Source organism: Marinobacterium halophilum (assembly GCF_003014615.1).
Taxonomy (GTDB): Bacteria; Pseudomonadota; Gammaproteobacteria; order Pseudomonadales; family Balneatricaceae; genus Marinobacterium; species Marinobacterium halophilum.
Genome location: NZ_PYGI01000016.1, coordinates 77,898 through 95,978 on the forward strand (window position 1 = coordinate 77,898; position 18,081 = coordinate 95,978).

The 18,081-nt window shown below is 58.2% G+C and carries 17 protein-coding genes; 6 read left to right on the forward strand and 11 right to left on the reverse strand.

What is annotated here, in order from left to right; translation table 11 throughout:
• Nucleotides 1-7: 7 nt before the first annotated feature.
• From pip to CLV44_RS11980, 7 genes are all read right to left on the reverse strand, one after another.
• Entirely contained in the window at nt 8-958 is a 951-nt protein-coding gene (gene pip / locus CLV44_RS11950) for a prolyl aminopeptidase (protein WP_106592349.1), read from the reverse strand.
• A gap of 77 nt (nt 959-1,035) precedes the next feature.
• Nucleotides 1,036-2,202 (reverse strand): glutathionylspermidine synthase family protein, encoded by a 1,167-nt coding sequence (locus tag CLV44_RS11955; protein WP_106592350.1) that lies wholly within the window; start codon nt 2,200-2,202, stop codon nt 1,036-1,038.
• Entirely contained in the window at nt 2,202-2,804 is a 603-nt protein-coding gene (locus CLV44_RS11960; RefSeq protein WP_106592351.1) for a DUF1190 domain-containing protein, read from the reverse strand. Before CLV44_RS11960 ends, CLV44_RS11955 begins: the two co-directional genes overlap by 1 nt.
• 16 nt (nt 2,805-2,820) lie before the next feature.
• Nucleotides 2,821-3,231 (reverse strand): DUF350 domain-containing protein, encoded by a 411-nt coding sequence (locus CLV44_RS11965; RefSeq protein ID WP_106592352.1) that lies wholly within the window; start codon nt 3,229-3,231, stop codon nt 2,821-2,823.
• A 92-nt stretch (nt 3,232-3,323) separates the two neighbouring features.
• Nucleotides 3,324-3,800, reverse strand: coding sequence for a YehS family protein (locus CLV44_RS11970; RefSeq protein WP_106592353.1), 477 nt, complete (start codon nt 3,798-3,800; stop codon nt 3,324-3,326).
• Nucleotides 3,801-3,912: 112 nt separating this feature from the next.
• Nucleotides 3,913-5,721, reverse strand: a complete 1,809-nt coding sequence (gene typA / locus CLV44_RS11975) for a translational GTPase TypA (protein WP_106592354.1) — start codon at nt 5,719-5,721, stop codon at nt 3,913-3,915.
• A gap of 65 nt (nt 5,722-5,786) precedes the next feature.
• On the reverse strand, nt 5,787-6,164 hold the full coding sequence (locus CLV44_RS11980) for a hypothetical protein (protein ID WP_106592355.1): 378 nt from the start codon (nt 6,162-6,164) through the stop codon (nt 5,787-5,789).
• Between the two features lie 345 nt (nt 6,165-6,509).
• Here CLV44_RS11980 and glnA point away from each other — a divergent pair, with 345 nt between their 5' ends.
• The 5 genes from glnA to CLV44_RS12005 all read left to right on the forward strand — a co-directional run bounded on the left by glnA (nt 6,510) and on the right by CLV44_RS12005 (nt 11,455).
• Nucleotides 6,510-7,916, forward strand: coding sequence for a glutamate--ammonia ligase (gene glnA, locus CLV44_RS11985; RefSeq protein WP_106592356.1), 1,407 nt, complete (start codon nt 6,510-6,512; stop codon nt 7,914-7,916).
• A 171-nt stretch (nt 7,917-8,087) separates the two neighbouring features.
• A complete protein-coding gene (gene glnL, locus CLV44_RS11990) occupies nt 8,088-9,161 on the forward strand; it encodes a nitrogen regulation protein NR(II) (RefSeq protein WP_106592357.1) in 1,074 nt (357 codons plus the stop codon).
• Nucleotides 9,145-10,584, forward strand: coding sequence for a nitrogen regulation protein NR(I) (gene glnG / locus CLV44_RS11995; protein ID WP_106592358.1), 1,440 nt, complete (start codon nt 9,145-9,147; stop codon nt 10,582-10,584). Before glnL ends, glnG begins: the two co-directional genes overlap by 17 nt.
• Nucleotides 10,585-10,628: 44 nt before the next feature.
• Nucleotides 10,629-11,090, forward strand: a complete 462-nt coding sequence (trmL, locus tag CLV44_RS12000) for a tRNA (uridine(34)/cytosine(34)/5-carboxymethylaminomethyluridine(34)-2'-O)-methyltransferase TrmL (RefSeq protein WP_106592359.1) — start codon at nt 10,629-10,631, stop codon at nt 11,088-11,090.
• A 32-nt stretch (nt 11,091-11,122) separates the two neighbouring features.
• Nucleotides 11,123-11,455, forward strand: a complete 333-nt coding sequence (locus tag CLV44_RS12005; protein WP_106592360.1) for a hypothetical protein — start codon at nt 11,123-11,125, stop codon at nt 11,453-11,455.
• Here the strand turns inward: CLV44_RS12005 and CLV44_RS12010 are convergent.
• From CLV44_RS12010 to leuS, 4 genes are read right to left on the reverse strand one after another with little or no spacing between them, the layout of a single operon-like run.
• Nucleotides 11,443-11,781 (reverse strand): c-type cytochrome, encoded by a 339-nt coding sequence (locus CLV44_RS12010; protein ID WP_170069333.1) that lies wholly within the window; start codon nt 11,779-11,781, stop codon nt 11,443-11,445. The genes CLV44_RS12005 and CLV44_RS12010 overlap by 13 nt on opposite strands.
• A gap of 10 nt (nt 11,782-11,791) precedes the next feature.
• Complete coding sequence (holA, locus tag CLV44_RS12015) at nt 11,792-12,829, reverse strand: DNA polymerase III subunit delta (RefSeq protein ID WP_106592362.1); 1,038 nt, start codon at nt 12,827-12,829, stop codon at nt 11,792-11,794.
• A 10-nt stretch (nt 12,830-12,839) separates the two neighbouring features.
• Nucleotides 12,840-13,343, reverse strand: a complete 504-nt coding sequence (locus CLV44_RS12020; protein WP_106592363.1) for an LPS-assembly lipoprotein LptE — start codon at nt 13,341-13,343, stop codon at nt 12,840-12,842.
• Nucleotides 13,344-13,356: 13 nt separating this feature from the next.
• Nucleotides 13,357-15,945 carry a leucine--tRNA ligase gene (gene leuS, locus CLV44_RS12025; RefSeq protein ID WP_106592364.1) on the reverse strand — a complete coding sequence of 863 codons (2,589 nt, stop codon included), beginning with the start codon at nt 15,943-15,945 and terminating at the stop codon, nt 13,357-13,359.
• 255 nt (nt 15,946-16,200) lie between these two features.
• Here leuS and CLV44_RS12030 point away from each other — a divergent pair, with 255 nt between their 5' ends.
• Nucleotides 16,201-17,997, forward strand: coding sequence for a substrate-binding domain-containing protein (locus tag CLV44_RS12030; protein ID WP_170069334.1), 1,797 nt, complete (start codon nt 16,201-16,203; stop codon nt 17,995-17,997).
• Nucleotides 17,998-18,081: the final 84 nt, after the last annotated feature.

Here is an 18,081-nt window from a genome sequence, read left to right on the forward strand (position 1 = left end):
CCTCGGGTTATGCACTTTGCTCGGCAAACTCGTCGGTTGCCTGAATCAGGTTGTTGATGATGCCGGGTTCAAATGCGGAATGTCCGGCGTTACGTACGATATGCAGGCGCGCCTGCGGCAGAACACGGTGCAGGGCGTGGGCCTGTTCCAGCGGGCACACCACATCATAGCGACCATGGACAATGGTTAGCGGGATATCACGCAGTTTGTCGGCATCACGCAGAATCTGATCAGGTTCCATAAACGCCTTGTGGATAAAGTAGTGTGCTTCGATGCGGGCCATGGCCAAAGCAAAATACGGATCGCCGAAATGGTCAACCACGTTAGGGTTCGGGTCCAGTGTCGAGCAGCGTCCTTCCCATACGGACCAGGCCTTGGCCGCCTGCATCTGTGCCAGTTCGTTGTTCGATGTCAGGCGTTTGTAGTAGGCGCTCAGCAGGTCACTGCGTTCGGCTGTCGGGATCGGTTCCAGATAGTCCTGCCAGTAATCGGGGAACAGCGCACTGGCTCCTTGCTGATAGAACCAGCGTACATCCTGCTCCCGACACAGAAAAATACCGCGCAGGATCATGCCGAGCACACGGGCCGGATGGGTCTGGGCGTACACCAGACTCAGGGTAGAGCCCCAGCTGCCGCCGAACAGAAGCCACTGGTCGATACCGAGGAATTCGCGAATGCGTTCCATGTCACCAACCAGTGCCTGCGTGGTGTTGCCGTCCAGTTCCGCATGTGGTGTGGAGCGGCCACAGCCACGCTGATCAAACAGGATGATGCGGTAGTGCTCCGGGTTGAAGAAGCGGCGGTGGGCCGGACCGCAGCCGCCGCCTGGGCCGCCATGCACGAACAGCACCGGAATACCGTTGGGGTTACCACTCTCTTCGACATAGAGGGTATGGCGGCTATCCACGTCAAGCCAGTACTCGTGGTTGTGGCTGATCTCCGGGTAGAGGGTACGCATGCGCTGTCTCCTTCAGGGGCGTGAGTCCTCAGTATATAGAGCCGCTACGGGGACTTGAACCTTGAACCGGTGCAGGTTCAATCAAGAATGATGTGTGGCAGAAAGCGGGACAGATCCTGGGTAATTCTGTGTTGGTCTTCACGGATCGAGATGCCCGCTGGTTGGTCGTCGACGAGCCATGAACCGATCAGGGTATGGTTGTCGCCGAAGCGGGGCAATGGATGGTACTGCTGCAGAATATAGCCTTCAGCGCCGTAGGGGCCGTCGGCTGAGGCTTCTACCCGGCCGTTGTGGATAATCTGGATGTTGGCACCTTCGCGAGAGAAGATCGGCTTGCGCACATAGTGTGTCAGTGCGGCGGCGGCAGGATCATCTTCGAACCAGGCCGGCAGCAGGTTGGGGTGGTTGGGAAACAGCTGCCACAACAGGGGCAACAGGGCCTTGTTGGAAAGTATACTTTTCCACAGGGGCTCCAGAAAGCGGGTGCCACTGGTAGCGACATGGCGGCCGTATTCTTCACGCTGCATGAATTCCCAGGGATAGAGCTTGAACAGCCACTGGATTGGTCGGTTTTCCAGATCGGCAAAACCCCCTGTGGAGGTCAAACCGATGTCATCCACATGCACAAAGCGGGTGCGGACGCCGGCCTGTTCGGCACAGTCCTGCAGATATTGCACTGTGCCCCGGTCTTCGACGGTATCGCGGCAGCAACTGACGTGCAGATCCATGCCGGGGTAGCGTGCCGCCAGCCTACCAAAACGGGCGATCAGTAACTCCTGCAGGGCGTTGAACTGGTCGGCGCGGGCGTTGATCAGGCCACGGTCAACCTGCTGCTCCAGCCATAGCCACTGCCAGAAGCTGGTTTCGTAAAGGCTGGTGGGAGTGTCGGCGTTGTTTTCCAGCAATTTGGCCGGGCCGTTGCCGTCGTATGCCAGATCGAGGCGGCTATACAGGCTTGGCGAACGGGCATACCAGTCGCGGGCAATGGCGTCGTGACAGGCATCGGGAATGCAGAAGCGGCGCAGCAGTTGTTCGTCGCGCACAACGCGGTCGACCACTTCCAGACACATCTGATGCAGTTCGGCGGTAGGCTCTTCAAGCTCCTGTTCGATCTGTTTCAGGCTGAATTGGTAATATGCACTTTCATCCCAGTAGGGTTCGCCATACAGGGTGTGAAAGTTGAAACCAAAGTCCCTGGCGGTGTCGTGCCAGTCCGGGCGTTCGGGACAGGGCCGCCTTAGCATCAGCTGCCCCAGGAAGAGGACGAGCGGCTGGCGGATACGGTGCGGCCGAAACCACCGCGGCCCAACACGGCACTGCTGCCCTTGAGTGGCTTGAAGCTGCTGTCGCTGACACTCAGGCTACGGCTGTAATCATTGCCCAGTACGGCACCGTCTGCGGTGGTCCATTTACGGAAGGCTGGCGAGTAGTATTGTTTGCTGCGGGCCAGACCACGCGGACGGTCGAAGTCCAGATCGAGGTCGGAATCACTGCCGTTATTGGGTAGCATGAATCCGGCCATGCGCGGGATATAGCTTTGCGACAGGGACATGCAGGTATCGGTACCGAAATCATATTCACAGTCACCTTGTCGACGGTAGCGTGGTGCTTCCTGGTGCCAACTGGAGAGTGCCTTTTGGTACGCGGGCTGGCATTGGGCCTGGTCGATCGGGTTGTCGTCTTCGCACTCGTCGACGTTGTTGTAGACGCGAGCATCCTCCGAGTCGCAGCCGTTGAGTAGGGCGGTCACGCCAAAGGCCAGGGCACCGTATTTGACCATGCTGCCAACACTGGCCTTGCCCTGTTGCTTGCGCATCCGGTCGATATTGATTTGAGAGCGTTTCATCCGTGACTTCCCGTGATCAGTAGGTCATTGATGCGGCATTGATAATACCGATCGCGATGGAGGTAGCACCCAGCACCAGGCCGGCAGGCAGTTCATCGGCTTCAATGCGCTGGCTGATTTTCGGCATGAACAGGCGCACGATCAGGTAAGCAACGAGCTGGGCCAGCAATGCCACCACGGCCCAGACGGCGAAGTCGATCAGCGAAACGGAGTTGCTGGCGGCGCTGCCCAGGGCGATGGCAAAACCGATAATGGCACCGGACAGGGCGCAGCCTGCGGCGACATTCTTCTCTTTGACCAGTGCCCACTCGTCATGGGGCGTGAACAGGGTGTAGACCACCTTGAACAGCAGCAGGGCAATCAGCGAGATCAGAAAATACAGCGAAAAGGCACTAAGGCCCGTCAGCAGCGGGGCAATGGCGTCCATGCGTTCTCCTGGGGAGGTTGAAAATTGAGGGCCGCTATCATAAATCCGCGCACGGATCAGGTAAAGTCCGGCGCGTGTTCAGGTGTTCGTGCTCAGGCTGAGGGCGTATCGCCAGTGCGGAAGGTATGTTGCACACCCATCAGGAAGTTGCGCAGGATCTGGTCCTTGCACTCGCGGTAGTGCTTGTTGTCGGGCTTGCGGAAAAACGCACTCAGTTCATGTTTGCTCAGGCAGAACTCGGATGCCTTTAGCGTCTCCAGAATATCGTCCGAAGTCATGTTCAGGGCGATCTTGAGTTTCATGAAGATCATGTTGTTGGTCAGGCGTTTTTCCGGCGTGGGCTGGGCACCTTCACGCTTGCCGCGACGAGTATTGATGAAGCCGTTGAGGAAAATGGCCAGCTCGGTATCGGTTGCCGCGCAGTACCCGGCGTCGTCTTCCTTGCGTAACCAGTTGACGACCTGTTCCTGAGTGACGGTATGGTCGGCAGCCGCAAAGATTTCAACCATGGCCGCGTCCTTGAAATCAAAGGCGTAGCGCAGGCGGCGTAAAATATCGTTGTTGTTCACAGTGTTTCCTGATCAGGGCCATCGTTCCTTCAGTGGTGTACAGATGGCAGACAAACAAAAAGGCCGGGGATCGCTCCACCGGCCTTGTCCGTGCGGTTACGCAGGAAGTGGATTACTTCTTGTTGCGCTTACGCTCGTTCTCTTTCAGCAGCTTTTTACGAATACGGATCGCTGCCGGGGTCACTTCGACCAGCTCATCGTCTTCGATGAAGTCCAGAGCCTGTTCCAGTGAGTACTTGATCGGCGGCGTCAGCACGATGTTTTCATCGGTACCGGAGGCACGGACGTTGGTCAGCTGCTTGCCCTTGGTCGGGTTGATGACCAAGTCGTTGCTGCGGCTGTGGATACCCAGCACCATGCCTTCGTAGACTTCAAGGTTCGGATCGATGAACAGACGGCCACGTTCCTGCAGGTTCCACAGGGCATAACCCAGGGCCTTACCGGTTACCATGGAGACCAGTACGCCGTTGTGGCGGGAGATCAATTCACCCTGCTTGACCGGACCGTAGTGGTCGAAGATGGAGGTCATGATACCGGTACCGGAGGTCATGGTCATGAACTGGCTACGGAAGCCGATCAGGCCACGTGACGGCATCATGAAGGTCAGGCGGACACGGCCCTTGCCATCGACTTCCATGTTGGTCATGTCGGCGCGACGCTTGCCCAGTTCTTCGATGATGGAACCCTGGTGCTGTTCTTCAACATCGATCATTACGACTTCGTACGGTTCCTGTACTTCACCGTCAACGATCTTCTGGATAACTTCAGGACGGGACACACCCAGCTCGAAGCCTTCACGACGCATGGTTTCGATCAATACGGACAGATGCAATTCACCACGGCCGGAAACGCGGAATTTCTCCGGCGTTTCACCCGGCTCGACGCGCAGGGCCACGTTGTGGATCAGTTCGCGTTCCAGACGTTCCATGATGTTACGGCTGGTGACGAACTTGCCTTCTTGACCGGCGAACGGTGAATCGTTGACCTGGAAGGTCATGGATACGGTCGGCTCGTCCACGGACAGGGCCGGCAGTGCTTCGACGACTTCAGGGTCACACAGGGTGTCGGAGATGTTCAGCTCGTCCAGACCGGTGATACAGATGATATCGCCTGCCTGTGCGGAGTCGACATCGACACGGTCCAGACCATGGTAACCCATGATCTTGAGGATACGGCCGCTGCGGACTTTGGCGTGGCTGTCGATGACCTTGATCTGGGTATTGGTCTTGATGCGGCCGCGGGATACGCGACCAACACCGATAACGCCGGTGTAGCTGTTGTAGTCCAGAGCAGAAATCTGCATCTGGAACGGGCCTTCGGCATCAACGCGGGGCGCGTCTACATGCTTGACGATCGCTTCGAACAGCGGCGTCATGTCGTCGGCCATTTCAGACGGATCATTACCGGCGATACCGTTCAGAGCGGACGCGTATACGACCGGGAAGTCGAGCTGCTCGTCAGTGGCACCCAGGTTGTCGAACAGATCGAAGACCTGATCCATAACCCAATCAGGGCGTGCGCCCGGACGGTCAATCTTGTTGATAACCACGATCGGACGCAGGCCCTGGGCAAACGCCTTCTGGGTTACGAAGCGGGTCTGCGGCATCGGACCGTCCTGAGCGTCGACCAGCAGCAGTACGCAATCGACCATGGACAGTACACGCTCAACCTCACCACCGAAATCCGCGTGTCCCGGAGTGTCGACGATGTTGATGCGGTAGTCGTTCCAGTTGATCGCGGTGTTCTTTGCCAGGATGGTAATGCCGCGCTCACGCTCCTGATCATTGGAGTCCATGATGCGCTCGGCACCTTCATCACGGCGGCCCAGTGTGCCGGACTGCTGCAGCAACTTGTCGACCAGAGTAGTTTTACCATGGTCAACGTGGGCAATAATGGCAATATTTCGGAGGTTGTCGATCACGCGTAGTACCTTGTGATGTGTTAAAGCGCGATATTATACGGAAGGGAAGTGAAACAATCGATCATTTACTGATCGTTATTGTCAACTATGCGTGTTGCCTGCGTTTCAGCAGGGTAGTTGTGGGCTGCCGTGCAGTATTTGTCGCTCAATTTTCGATAATGTGCATTGTCCGGCAAGCGCTCCAGCGTCGTGCGATAACGTTGGCAACGGGCATTGAGTGTGGTGGCAGCTTCGCTACGGCACAGGCGATACATATAACTGCTGGCAGGATAGTTGTAGCAGACCGTTTCCAGGCGGATCAGTCCATCCTGCTCCAGCCACTTGGCAGGGAAGCGTTTGGCATAACCGAGCCCGGTTTCGGCAGCGGCAGTCAATGGGGACAGCAGTAACAGCACAACCGCGAGCAGAAATCGGCGTCCACTGGTGAAAGTATGGTGCAACATCCGTCATCATCATATTGAAAAGAGCCGTAGGGTACTCTGCCGGGATACTGATTTGAAGCACGCCAGTGAGCAGCTTTCAGTATGGCTTTGCACTATTATAGGCTGCAATCACAGGCGTCCGTGCAAAAAAGCCATGTTTTGCACCATATTGGTGCGATCATGATTCGGGGTGCGCTCTTGTAGTGCGTTCTGCGAAGGGTGATGTCCTGTGTGTTAAGTAAATCAATCACTTAGCCTTTTTTCAAAGCTGGCACAACCTTTGCTATATGTTCTGGTAACCGGTTTCCGGATCCTAATGTAAAGACGTTTTGCCTTGGCAAACTGATAACGAATGGGGATAGCCAAATGTCAGAGAAGACTCTGAATCTGATTAAAGAAAGTGGCGCAAAGTGGATCGACATGCGCTTCACCGACTTCAAGGGCAAGGAACAACACCTCACCATCCCCGTCTCCGACATGGGTGATGAGTTCTTCGAAGAAGGCAAAATGTTCGATGGTTCCTCTATTTCAGGCTGGAAGGGAATCGAAGAGTCCGACATGATCCTGTTGCCGGATGACAGCGCTTCCGTACTGGATCCCTTCGCTGAAGACGCAACCGTTATCGTACGTTGCGACATCATCGAGCCGGCTACTGGTCAGGGCTATGAGCGTGACCCGCGTTCAGTTGCCAAACGCGCTGAAGAATACCTGAAGTCTACCGGTATCGCCGATTCTGCAATGCTGGGCCCGGAACCGGAATTTTTCGTCTTTGACGGTGTTGAATGGCACGCTGACATCAGCGGTTGCGGTTACAGCATCCAGTCCGAAGAAGCCTCCTGGGCGTCCAACCACAAGATCGAAGGTGGTAACACCGGTCACCGTCCGCGCGTAAAAGGCGGCTACTTCCCGGTACCGCCGATCGACTCTCTGCATGACCTGCGTGCGGCCATGTGTGATGCGATGGAAGCGATGGGCCTGACCATCGAAGTCCACCACCACGAAGTGGCGACGGCTGGCCAGTGCGAGATCGGTGTTCGTGGTAACACCCTGGTAGCCAAGGCTGACGAAGTTCAGATCCTGAAGTACTGCGTACATAACGTTGCCCACGCCTATGGTAAAACCGCGACCTTCATGCCGAAGCCGCTGGTCGGTGACAACGGTTCCGGTATGCATGTACACCTGTCCATGTCCAAAGATGGCGCCAACATCTTTGCCGGCGACGGTTATGGTGGCCTGAGCGATATCGCGCTGTACTACATCGGCGGTATCGTCAAGCACGCCAAGGCACTGAACGCGATCTGCAACCCGGCGACCAACTCTTACAAGCGTCTGGTACCGGGCTTTGAAGCACCGGTTATGCTGGCATACTCGGCACGCAACCGCTCCGCGTCCCTGCGTATTCCGTACACCACCAGCCCGAAAGGACGTCGTGTCGAAGCGCGCTTCCCTGATCCGGCTGCCAACCCGTACCTGTGCTTCGCGGCACTGCTGATGGCTGGCCTTGACGGTATCCAGAACAAGATCCACCCGGGCGACCCGGCGGACAAGGATCTGTACGACCTGCCGGCAGAAGAAGCGAAAGAGATCCCGACCGTAGTTGAATCGCTGGACGAAGCACTGCGCGCACTGGAAAACGATCGCGAGTTCCTGACCAAAGGCGGCGTGTTCACCGACGACATGCTGGATGCCTACATCAAGATCAAGCGTGAAGAGCTGGCCAAGGTCAACATGACCACGCACCCGGTCGAATTCGACCTCTACTACTCTGTATAAGTCTGAGTAGATGACGACGAAAAGGCTTCCCGCGGGAGGCCTTTTTTGTTTCTGCCATTCAATTGGCAGCCTGCAATGCGTGCAGGGGCGTAGCCAATGCCATAATGCACTATTATGGTGCGACGCTGGCAAAGACCGTCCTTAACCACACATTTATTCTGAAGAGAGCCCATGGCCTATTCACAGTCGCATAAACAGATACTGGATAACCTGACCGGCGCAGTGATGGTGCTGGATGCGGCGTTGTGTATCCAGTACATGAATCCTGCCGCCGAAATGCTGCTGGAAGCGACGGTGCGCCGGTTGAAAAGCCGTCCCATTGAGGACTGGCTCTCTTCCAGTGAGAACGAATTGGCGGTGTTGCGCCAATCGCTGGCCAGCGGTCACCCATACAGCAAGCGCGAAGCGCGGCTGCTCACGCAAACCGGTCAGGAACTGATCGTGGATTACAGCGTAAGCCCGATTCCGGATGCCGGTATTCTGTTGGAGATTCAGGCGCGAGACCGCCTGATTCGCATCGAGCGTGAAGAGGAACTGCTGACCCGCCATGCCAGTGCGCGGGTACTGGTGCGCGGGCTGGCACACGAAATCAAGAACCCGTTGGGCGGGATTCGCGGTGCGGCCCAGCTGCTGGATCGCGAGCTCGACCGCGAGGAACTGCATGAATACACCCGCGTCATTATTGACGAGGCCGACCGGCTGCGTCACCTGGTTGATCGCCTGTTGGGGCCGCACAAGCTGCCGGTGATCGAACCGGTCAACATTCACGCCATTCTTGAGCACGTCTGTAGTCTGGTGACGGCAGAGATGGGCGGGCGTATTCGTATCATACGTGACTATGACCCCAGTATTCCCGAGTTCAACGGTGCGCGCGGGCAGCTGATTCAGGCGGTGTTGAATATTATCCGCAATGCCATGCAGGCGCTGGAGGAGGCCGAGACCTCGGCACCCTGTATCACTCTGCGCACACGGGCGCTGCGCCAGATCACGCTGGGGGCGGAGCGTCACCGCTTGGTCTGTAACCTGGAAATTATCGATAACGGGCCCGGCATTCCGGATGAGATCAGCGATACCCTGTTCTATCCAATGGTGAGCAGCCGGGCGCAGGGGTCGGGGCTGGGGCTGTCGATCGCGCAGTCGATCATGAACCAGCACAAAGGTCTGATCGAATTCACCTCGGAACCCGGCTGTACCCGTTTCAATCTATTTATACCCTTGGAGTTAGGCCATGACACAAGCTGCTAATGTCTGGATCGTTGATGATGACCGTTCCATTCGCTGGGTGCTGGACAAGGCACTGACCTCGGCAGGGTTGATGACCGAGTGTTTTGAAACCGCGGCGGCCTTGCTGGAGCGCCTGGAGCAGGGCGCGCCGGATGCCGTGGTCAGTGACGTACGCATGCCGGGCATGGACGGGCTCAAGCTGCTTGAGCTGCTGCATGCAAACCATCCGGATGTGCCGGTGATTATCATGACGGCACACTCGGATCTGGAAAGTGCGGTGGCCTCTTACCAGGGCGGTGCCTTTGAATACCTGCCCAAGCCGTTTGATGTGGACGAGGCACTGTCGCTGGTACAGCGAGCCGTTGCCCATGCCCGTGAACAGCAGGCCAGTCACGTCGAGGTGCCAATTACCGAGCAGGCGACCGAAATCATCGGTGAAGCGCCGGCAATGCAGGAGGTGTTTCGTGCCATCGGTCGGCTGGCACATTCCAATATCACCGTACTGATCAACGGCGAGTCCGGTACTGGCAAGGAACTGGTGGCCCATGCGCTGCACCGCCACAGTCCACGCGCAAGCAAGCCGTTCATACCGCTGAATATGGCGGCGATCCCCAAGGATCTGATTGAATCCGAGCTTTTCGGTCATGAAAAAGGTGCCTTTACCGGTGCGGCCGCCAGTCGCCGTGGGCGTTTCGAACAGGCCGACGGCGGTACCCTGTTTCTGGACGAGATCGGGGATATGCCCGCCGACACTCAGACCCGTCTGTTGCGGGTGCTGGCTGAAGGCGAATTTTACCGCGTTGGCGGGCATACGCCGGTACATGTGGATGTCCGCATCATCGCGGCCACCCATCAGAATCTGGAGCAACTGGTCAGGGAAGGGCGCTTTCGCGAGGACCTGTTCCACCGTTTGAATGTTATCCGCATCCATATCCCGCGTCTGGCCGAGCGCCGCGAAGATATCCCCCGCCTGGCGCGCCACTTTTTGGCCAGCTCGGCGGAAGAGTTGGCGGTTGAGCCCAAATCGCTGCGTGCAGAAACGGCGGCGTTCATGTGCGAACTGCCTTGGCCCGGCAACGTGCGTCAGCTGGAAAACACCTGCCGCTGGATTACGGTGATGGCGTCAGGGCGAGAAGTGCTGGTCGCGGATCTGCCGCCTGAACTGCTGGCGCAGCAGCCGCACACTCCGGTGGTGTCCGGCAGTTGGCAGGAAGGGTTGGCGCTCTGGGCCGAGCAGCAGCTGAGCCGAGGTGGCGAGGGGCTGTTGCAGGAAGCGGTCCCGGCGTTCGAGCGGGTCATGATCACCACGGCGCTCAAAGCCACCGCAGGCCGCCGTCGAGATGCGGCGCGCCTGTTGGGCTGGGGCCGCAACACCTTGACCCGCAAGATCAAAGAATTGAATATGGATGGTCAGGGGCTCGGGGATGACGAGGGTGACGACTGAGCCGTAGCCGGTATAATAGTGGGCCGATATAAGGAGGCCCTCATATGCTGGACCTGGTGCTCTATCAGCCCGAAATACCGCCCAATACGGGCAATATCATCCGTTTGTGTGCCAATACCGGATTCCGTCTGCACCTGATCGAACCGCTGGCGTTCGAGCTGGATGACAAGCGTCTGCGCCGTGCCGGTCTGGATTACCATGAATGGGCACGGGTGCGGGTACATGCCGATCTGGAGCAGTGTCTGGCCGAGGTGCAGCCGCAACGTGTCTGGGCGCTGACCACAAAAGCGCAGCAGGGTTACAGCGATGTGCAATTTGCAGCCGGTGACATGCTCTTGTTCGGCCCGGAAACACGGGGCCTGCCTGCCGAGGTGATCCAGCGTTTTGATGGTCTGCGTCTACCCATGCTGGCAGACAGTCGCAGTCTTAACCTCTCTAATGCGTGTGCCGTTGTGGTGTATGAAGCCTGGCGTCAGCTCGATTTTGCCGGAGCCATGCCCTCGTGACCGATCCGAGTGTGAACAGGAAGCCAGGGCTGATGCAGCATGTGTTGATCATCACCCGTTTAACCCCGCAATCTCATCAGCCGGGCCTGGTCGACGCGCTGATCGGCGTTACCTCCGAAGGACGCAGTGTGCAGATTAGCAGTGGTGAGCCCTCTCAACGCGTCAATGTAGCGCAGCTGCAATATCAGAGCATGCCATTGATACTGCTCTGTGATCAGGTGCAGCATACACCGATGGAGGGTATCGAAATCCCGCCGCATGCCTTGATCAGCATTATTCCGCTGCCTGCTGCTGAAGTGGCGACGATGCTGCGTGAGGGCAAGGAAGGGGTGCTGCTTGAGGATATACGCGCTCAGTTGTGCTGACGGGGCTGGCGTGGCCGCTGTTGCAGGATGTAATGGGCGATCGCATCGGCCTGGGTATCACTGAGCTGGGGGAATACCGGCATGCTGCCGTGCCCCTGTGAATAACCGTGTTTGATCATCAGAATGATTTCGTGCCGTTTCAGTGACCGTGGAGTCAGCGGCAGTTGTTCCAACAACGGTCCCAGCCCCTGCTGCTGGTGACAGTTTTGACAGTAGTAGGCGTAAAGCTCATCGCCACGGCTCAACTGCTCCGGTGACGGTTCGCTGCAGGCGCTCAGACTGATGCCCGTGGCGGCCAGTAACAGCAGGTGTAACCCGCGCTGCATCAGCATCCTGTCAGTGTACCGGCGTGGGCAAGTGCAGATGGCAGCCTGACAGCTCCAGGGTCAATGTCGACAGCAGCAGCCAGGGGTCAGCCTTGAGTTGTCCCTTGATCGCTTGATCGATATCGTGGCATAGCACCAGCAAACTCTGCAGTTGGCGTGCTGGCAGTTTCTGGCTGGCCTTGCGCACCAGCGCTTTGCGCTTGCCCCAGATTTTTTCCCGCTGACACAAAGTATCATAAGCGGTGCCATTGGCCAGTCCGCGTTGCACGTTGAGCAGGGTGCGGATCTCGCGGCTGACACTCCAGAGTACCAAGGTGGCTTCCACGCCTTCCTGACGCAGCACCAGCAGAATTTTCTGACAGCGTGCCGGGTCATGCTGCAGCAGTGCATCGCTGAGAGCGAAGACATCGTAGCGTGAACTGTCGGCAACGGCTTCGATGACCTGCTCGATATCAATGCTTTGCTGAGGATACAGCAGACTCAGCTTATCCAGTTCCTGCTGGGCCGCCAGCAGGTTGCCCTCAATACGACTGCCCAGCAGCTGGATGGCATCCTGGCTGAGCTGCAGCCCCAGCGTGCGGGCACGCTGGGACAGCCATCCCGGCAATTGATCGGCCTCGATTGGCCAGATCTCCACCACCAGTCCCATTTTTTCGACCTGCTTGAACCAGGCGCTTTTCTTGGCACCGGCATCGAGCCGGTCAGCCATGATCAGCAGGACGTTGTCGGGGGCAGGGTTGTCGAGGTAGCGCTGCAGCAGGCCACTGGCTTTCTTGTCCAGTTTTTGGCTGCCGAGGCGCAGTTCGATAATCTTGCGTTCGGCGAATAGGGAGAGGGCATTGGCACTTTCCAGTACCTTTTCCCAAGCGAAACCGGCATCCACGTGCATCACTTCGCGTTCAGTAAAGTCGGCCTCGCGCAGTGAACGGCGAATACGGTCACAGCTTTCCGCGTGCTGCAGCGGCTCATCGCCGGTCACCATATAGACCGGCAGTGGAGCCTTGATACGTTGCAGCTGGGCAGAAAGCTGATCGGGCTTGGTTTTCATGTGGGTGTGTTCATGGAGCGGTTTGGATACTCAGGTACTGACGCACGATCTGCTGCGCCAGGTCCTGTTGCATCTGATACCGGATCAGCCCCTCCTGCGAGGAGCTGGCGGTAATGTTATCGCGGTCGTTGGTGTACACCCGTTCAGTGATCAGTCGACGTTCCGGGATCAACTCGCGATCATCCTGCTGCCGGTCGATAACGCGAAAGCGCACTTCTGAACGCAGTTCGTATTCGGCGGCATCGGCATTACCCGTCAGCGTGGCGGTGCGCCGGGTATGGCGTTCGCTGATGATCTCCAGCCGGTAGCGAGCGGCCGGTGTGAGATCGATGCGGTTGATCTCCAGCGCCCGGCGCAGTTCCGGCTCGATCTGGCTGGGCTGGCTGGCGCTCACCAGCGTCACCTGACGCAGCGCGTCGGGCACGTCGTAGAGTCCGCGCAGCTGGAAGCCGCAGGCCGTGAGCATTACGCTCATCAGCAGGGCGAACAACGGCAGTGTCAGGCGTGTACGCATGCTGGGCTCCCTTTTAGCCGACAACGAGGTTGAGCAGTTTGTTGGGCACGACGATTTTCTTGCGAATGGTCTTGCCTTCCATATGCTTCTGTACGTTTTCGCTGGCCAGCGCGGTGTGCAGAATGATGTCTTCATCCGCATCGGCTGGAACCGTGATCTTGGCGCGTACCTTGCCGTTGACCTGTACCACCAGTTCAACGCTGGCACGGGCCAGGGCGGCAGAATCCACCTCCGGCCAGGCCGCGTTCAGCAGGTCTTCGTTGTGGCCCAGTTCCTGCCACAGCTGATGGGTCATGTGCGGTACGATCGGCGCCAACAGGCGGATGGCGGATTCCAGCGCTTCGCGGGTGACCGCGCGGCCCTGTTCGCTGACATCGACAAAGCGGCCAATGGCGTTGGACAACTCCATCACTGCGGCGATGGCGGTGTTGAACGTCTGGCGGCGATCCATATCGTCGCTGACCTTGGCGATGGTTTCATGCACCTTGCGGCGCAGGTCACGCTGCTCTTCGGTGAGCGTATCCACGTCCAGTGTCGGCCGGTCACTGCCGGTCTGCAGGTGGTCGTGAACCTGTTTCCACAGGCGGCGCATAAAGCGATGAGCACCCTCGACACCGGAATCCAGCCACTCCAGTGACTGCTCCGGCGGGGCGGCGAACATCATGAACAGACGCACGGTGTCGGCACCGTAGCGGTTGATCATGACCTGCGGGTCGATGCCGTTGTTCTTCGACTTGGACATCTTCGACATGCCGTCATGGTTCAGTTCGCGACCCTCGGCGTCGGTGGCGCGGATGACGCGGCCCTTGTCGTCTTTCTCGATGTTGACGTCAGCCGGGGAGATCCACACCTGACCGCCTTTTTCATCTTCGTAGTAGAAGCTGTCGGCCAGTACCATGCCCTGACACAGCAGGCGCTTGAACGGCTCATCGGAATCGACCAGGCCTTCGTCGCGCATCAGCTTGTGGAAAAAGCGTGAATACAGCAGGTGCAGGATCGCGTGCTCGATACCGCCGATGTACTGATCTACAGGCAGCCAGTGGTTGGCCTGCTTCGGATCCAGCATGCCGTTCGGGTTCATGCTGGCATAGCGCGCGTAGTACCAGCTCGACTCCATGAACGTATCGAAGGTGTCGGTTTCGCGTTCGGCAGCACCGCCACAGGTCGGGCAGGTGGTGTCGATGAATGCACGCATTTTCTTGATCGGTGAACCTGAACCGTCGAACTCTACGTCAGTCGGCAGAACCACCGGCAGCTGGTCTTCGGGGACCGGTACCGCGCCGCAGCTGGAGCAGTTGACCACCGGAATCGGCGCGCCCCAGTAACGCTGACGGGACACGCCCCAGTCGCGCAGGCGATAGTTGATGGTGGTGCGGCCCTTGTTCTTGTTGGCCAGTTCCTTGGCAATTGCCTTGAAGGCAACGTCGAACTCCAGATCGTTGAAATTACCGGAATTGATCAGCGTGCCCTTGTCGGTGAAGGCTTCTTTCTCCAGGTCGACAACGATGTCGCCGTTGAGCGGGGCAATCACCTGCTGGATCGGCAGGCCGTACTTGCGGGCAAATTCCCAGTCGCGCTGGTCGTGGCCCGGTACGGACATGACGGCACCGGAACCGTAATCCATCAGCACGAAGTTGGCAGTCCAGACCGGCACCATTTCACCGGTCAGCGGATGCACCGCTTCAATGCCCAGCGCCATGCCCTTCTTCTCCATGGTCGCCATGTCGGCCTCGGCAACCTTGGTGTGGCGGCACTCTTCGATGAAGGCGGCCAGCTGCGGATTGTTCTCGGCGGCTTTCAGCGCCAGCGGGTGCTGGGCCGCGACGGCTACGTAGGTCACGCCCATCAGGGTATCCGGACGGGTGGTAAACACGTCCAGCTCACCGTAACCGTCGACGTGGAAGTTCAGTTCCACGCCTTCAGAGCGGCCGATCCAGTTACGCTGCATGGTTTTGACCTGTTCCGGCCAGTCGTTCAACTGGTCCAGATCGTCCAGCAACTGGTCGGCATAGTCGGTGATTTTGAGGAACCACTGCGGAATTTTCTTGCGCTCGACCAGCGCACCGGAGCGCCAGCCGCGACCGTCGATCACCTGCTCGTTGGCCAGTACGGTCTGGTCGACGGGGTCCCAGTTGACCTCGGCTTCCTTCTTGTACACCAGGCCCTTTTTCATCAGCTTGGTGAAGAACCACTGCTCCCAGCGATAGTACTCGGGGTGGCAGGTGGCCAACTCACGGGACCAGTCGTAACCGAAGCCCATCTGCTTGAGCTGGGTACGCATGTAGTCGATGTTTTCATAGGTCCACTTGGCCGGCGGTACGTTGTTCTTCATCGCTGCGTTTTCAGCGGGCAGGCCAAAGGCGTCCCAGCCCATTGGCTGCAATACGTTGCGGCCTTTCATGCGCTGGTAGCGGGACACCACGTCACCGATGGTGTAATTACGAACATGCCCCATGTGGAGTCGACCGCTGGGGTAGGGGAACATCGATAGGCAGTAGAAGGGCTCGCCTGCAGCCTGTTCGTCGGCCTTGAAGCTATCCTGGTCTTCCCAATGTTTCTGTACCTGGGGCTCGATATCCTGAGGGGTATATTGTTCGTTCATTATGGTCGGTTATAACTCGTCGGTGACAGGAACGCCGAACGGTCCGCAACGGTGTAAGCAGGGTTGCAGAGCCGGCACCCGAAATAAAAGTGAATGGCGCATAGCATACAATATTCAGCCAGTTGTCAACAGAGTGTCGGCATGTTCCGGCGCGTAATCATACTGACATTTAACTGTTGTATTTTGGTGGTAACCGTATCGTGCAGCGTTCGACGTTGACCGACACACTCCAGAACACCAGGGATGATAGCCAGCGTGAATACTACGTTTTTCGATCTGTTGTGGCAGCTCAAGCAGGAGCTTGAACTGAATGGCGCAGAAACGATCGACCTGCCGACCTTTATCGATGACCCCCAATACCGTCGCCGCATTCTGCAGGCTGCGGATATCAAGGCATTGAATCCGGCTTATCGCCAGATTCTGCCGGAACTGCTCGACAGTCAGCCTTTGAACATTACCCGACAGGTTCGCCGAGTACCGACGGTGAAGACACTGCACAGTGGCGGGCCGGTGCATACCGTGGAAAGCGGGCGCAAGGGACCGGGGTTCATGACCGGTCTGCTGATCGTGATGGTGCTGTTGGCGGGCGTCGCAGGGCTGGTGGAATTTACCGGTGACAAGGTGGTATCCGACCTGATCAGTACTGCAGGCATCAACCGTGGGCAGGACACTGCCCCGGTGGAGGCGGTAACCGCCGCCGCGACGGCGGCCGTAGCAGCGGGCGCATCGCGGGCTCCGGCTGCAGCCAGTGCTGAAGCGGTGGAAACCCTGTTCCGTCTGCATGGCTCCAATACCATCGGCGAGTCGTTGGCACCGGAGCTGCTGAAAGCGTTCTGGCAGCAGCAGGGCGCGCGGAATGTGCGGGTTGAACAGCAGGACATTGAGGTTGAGCGTGACGTACTGTTTTCGCTGCCGGGCAAGACGGCCCTGCAGCGGATTGAGCTCAAGGCCCATGGTTCCAGTACCGGCTTCAAGGGGTTGCTGAGTCGCGACGCCGACCTGGCGATGGCGTCACGCCGGATCAAGGATGCCGAGAAAACCCGCCTCGCACCGCTGTATGGCGACCTGAGCAGCGTCCGGACCGAGCATGTTGTGGGTATGGATGGTCTGGCCATCATCGTGCATCCGCGCAATCCGCTCGGCAGTGTAAATACGGCGCAATTGGCCAAGCTGTTCTCCGGCGAGATCAGCAACTGGCAGCAACTGGGCGGCCCGAATCAGCCGGTCCGGCTTTACAGTCGAGATGAAAACTCCGGTACCTGGGATTCCTTCAACAGCATGGTATTGAAAAAGCATGGGGTTGCGTTGTCGGCACAGGCCCGACGTTTCGAATCCAGCATGGAGTTGTCGGACCGGGTCAGTCAGGAACCCGGTGCCATCGGCTTTATCGGTCTGCCCTATGTGCTGCGGGCCAAGGCGCTGGCGGTTGCGGATGAAGCGGGGGCCTTGCCGGTCTTTCCCACGACCTTTACCGTTTCCACCGAGGACTACCCGCTGACCCGGCGTTTGTACATGTATGAACCGATGACGCTGGCCCTGAACAGCCCGGCCCACCAGTTCATCAATTTTGTCACTTCGGAAGAGGGACAGGAAGTTGTGCGCAAGAGCGGCTTCATCTCGCAGAACATCCAGCGCATTCAGCCGGTGTTGAGTCCTGAATTACCGGCTGAATATATCGCACTGACCCAGGGCGGGAGTCGCTTGTCACTGAATTTCCGTTTCAACAGTGGCACTTTCGATCTGGATAACAAGGCCCAGCGTGACCTGGAGCGCGTCATCCGCTTTTTTGAAAAGAACCCGGGCCAGCGGGCCGTGTTGATCGGTTTTTCCGACAGCACCGGCAGTGCCGGGCACAACCGCAAACTGTCGCAGCAGCGGGCCGGGATTGTGCGTGATCAGCTGCTGGCGCGGGGCATCAATGTGGCTGAAGTCCACGGTTTGGGCGAGTTGGCACCGGTTGCCTCCAATGCCTCGGCGACCGGGCGCGAACGCAATCGCCGGGTGGAAGTCTGGGTACGGGACCGCACACGTGCTCCGGCTCCGGCCAGTTAATGACCGGCATTGATCTGTACCCCTTCTGCTTAGCAAAATCGGTTATATACTGATATCAGATCCGTTGCCGCACACAGTGGCAAC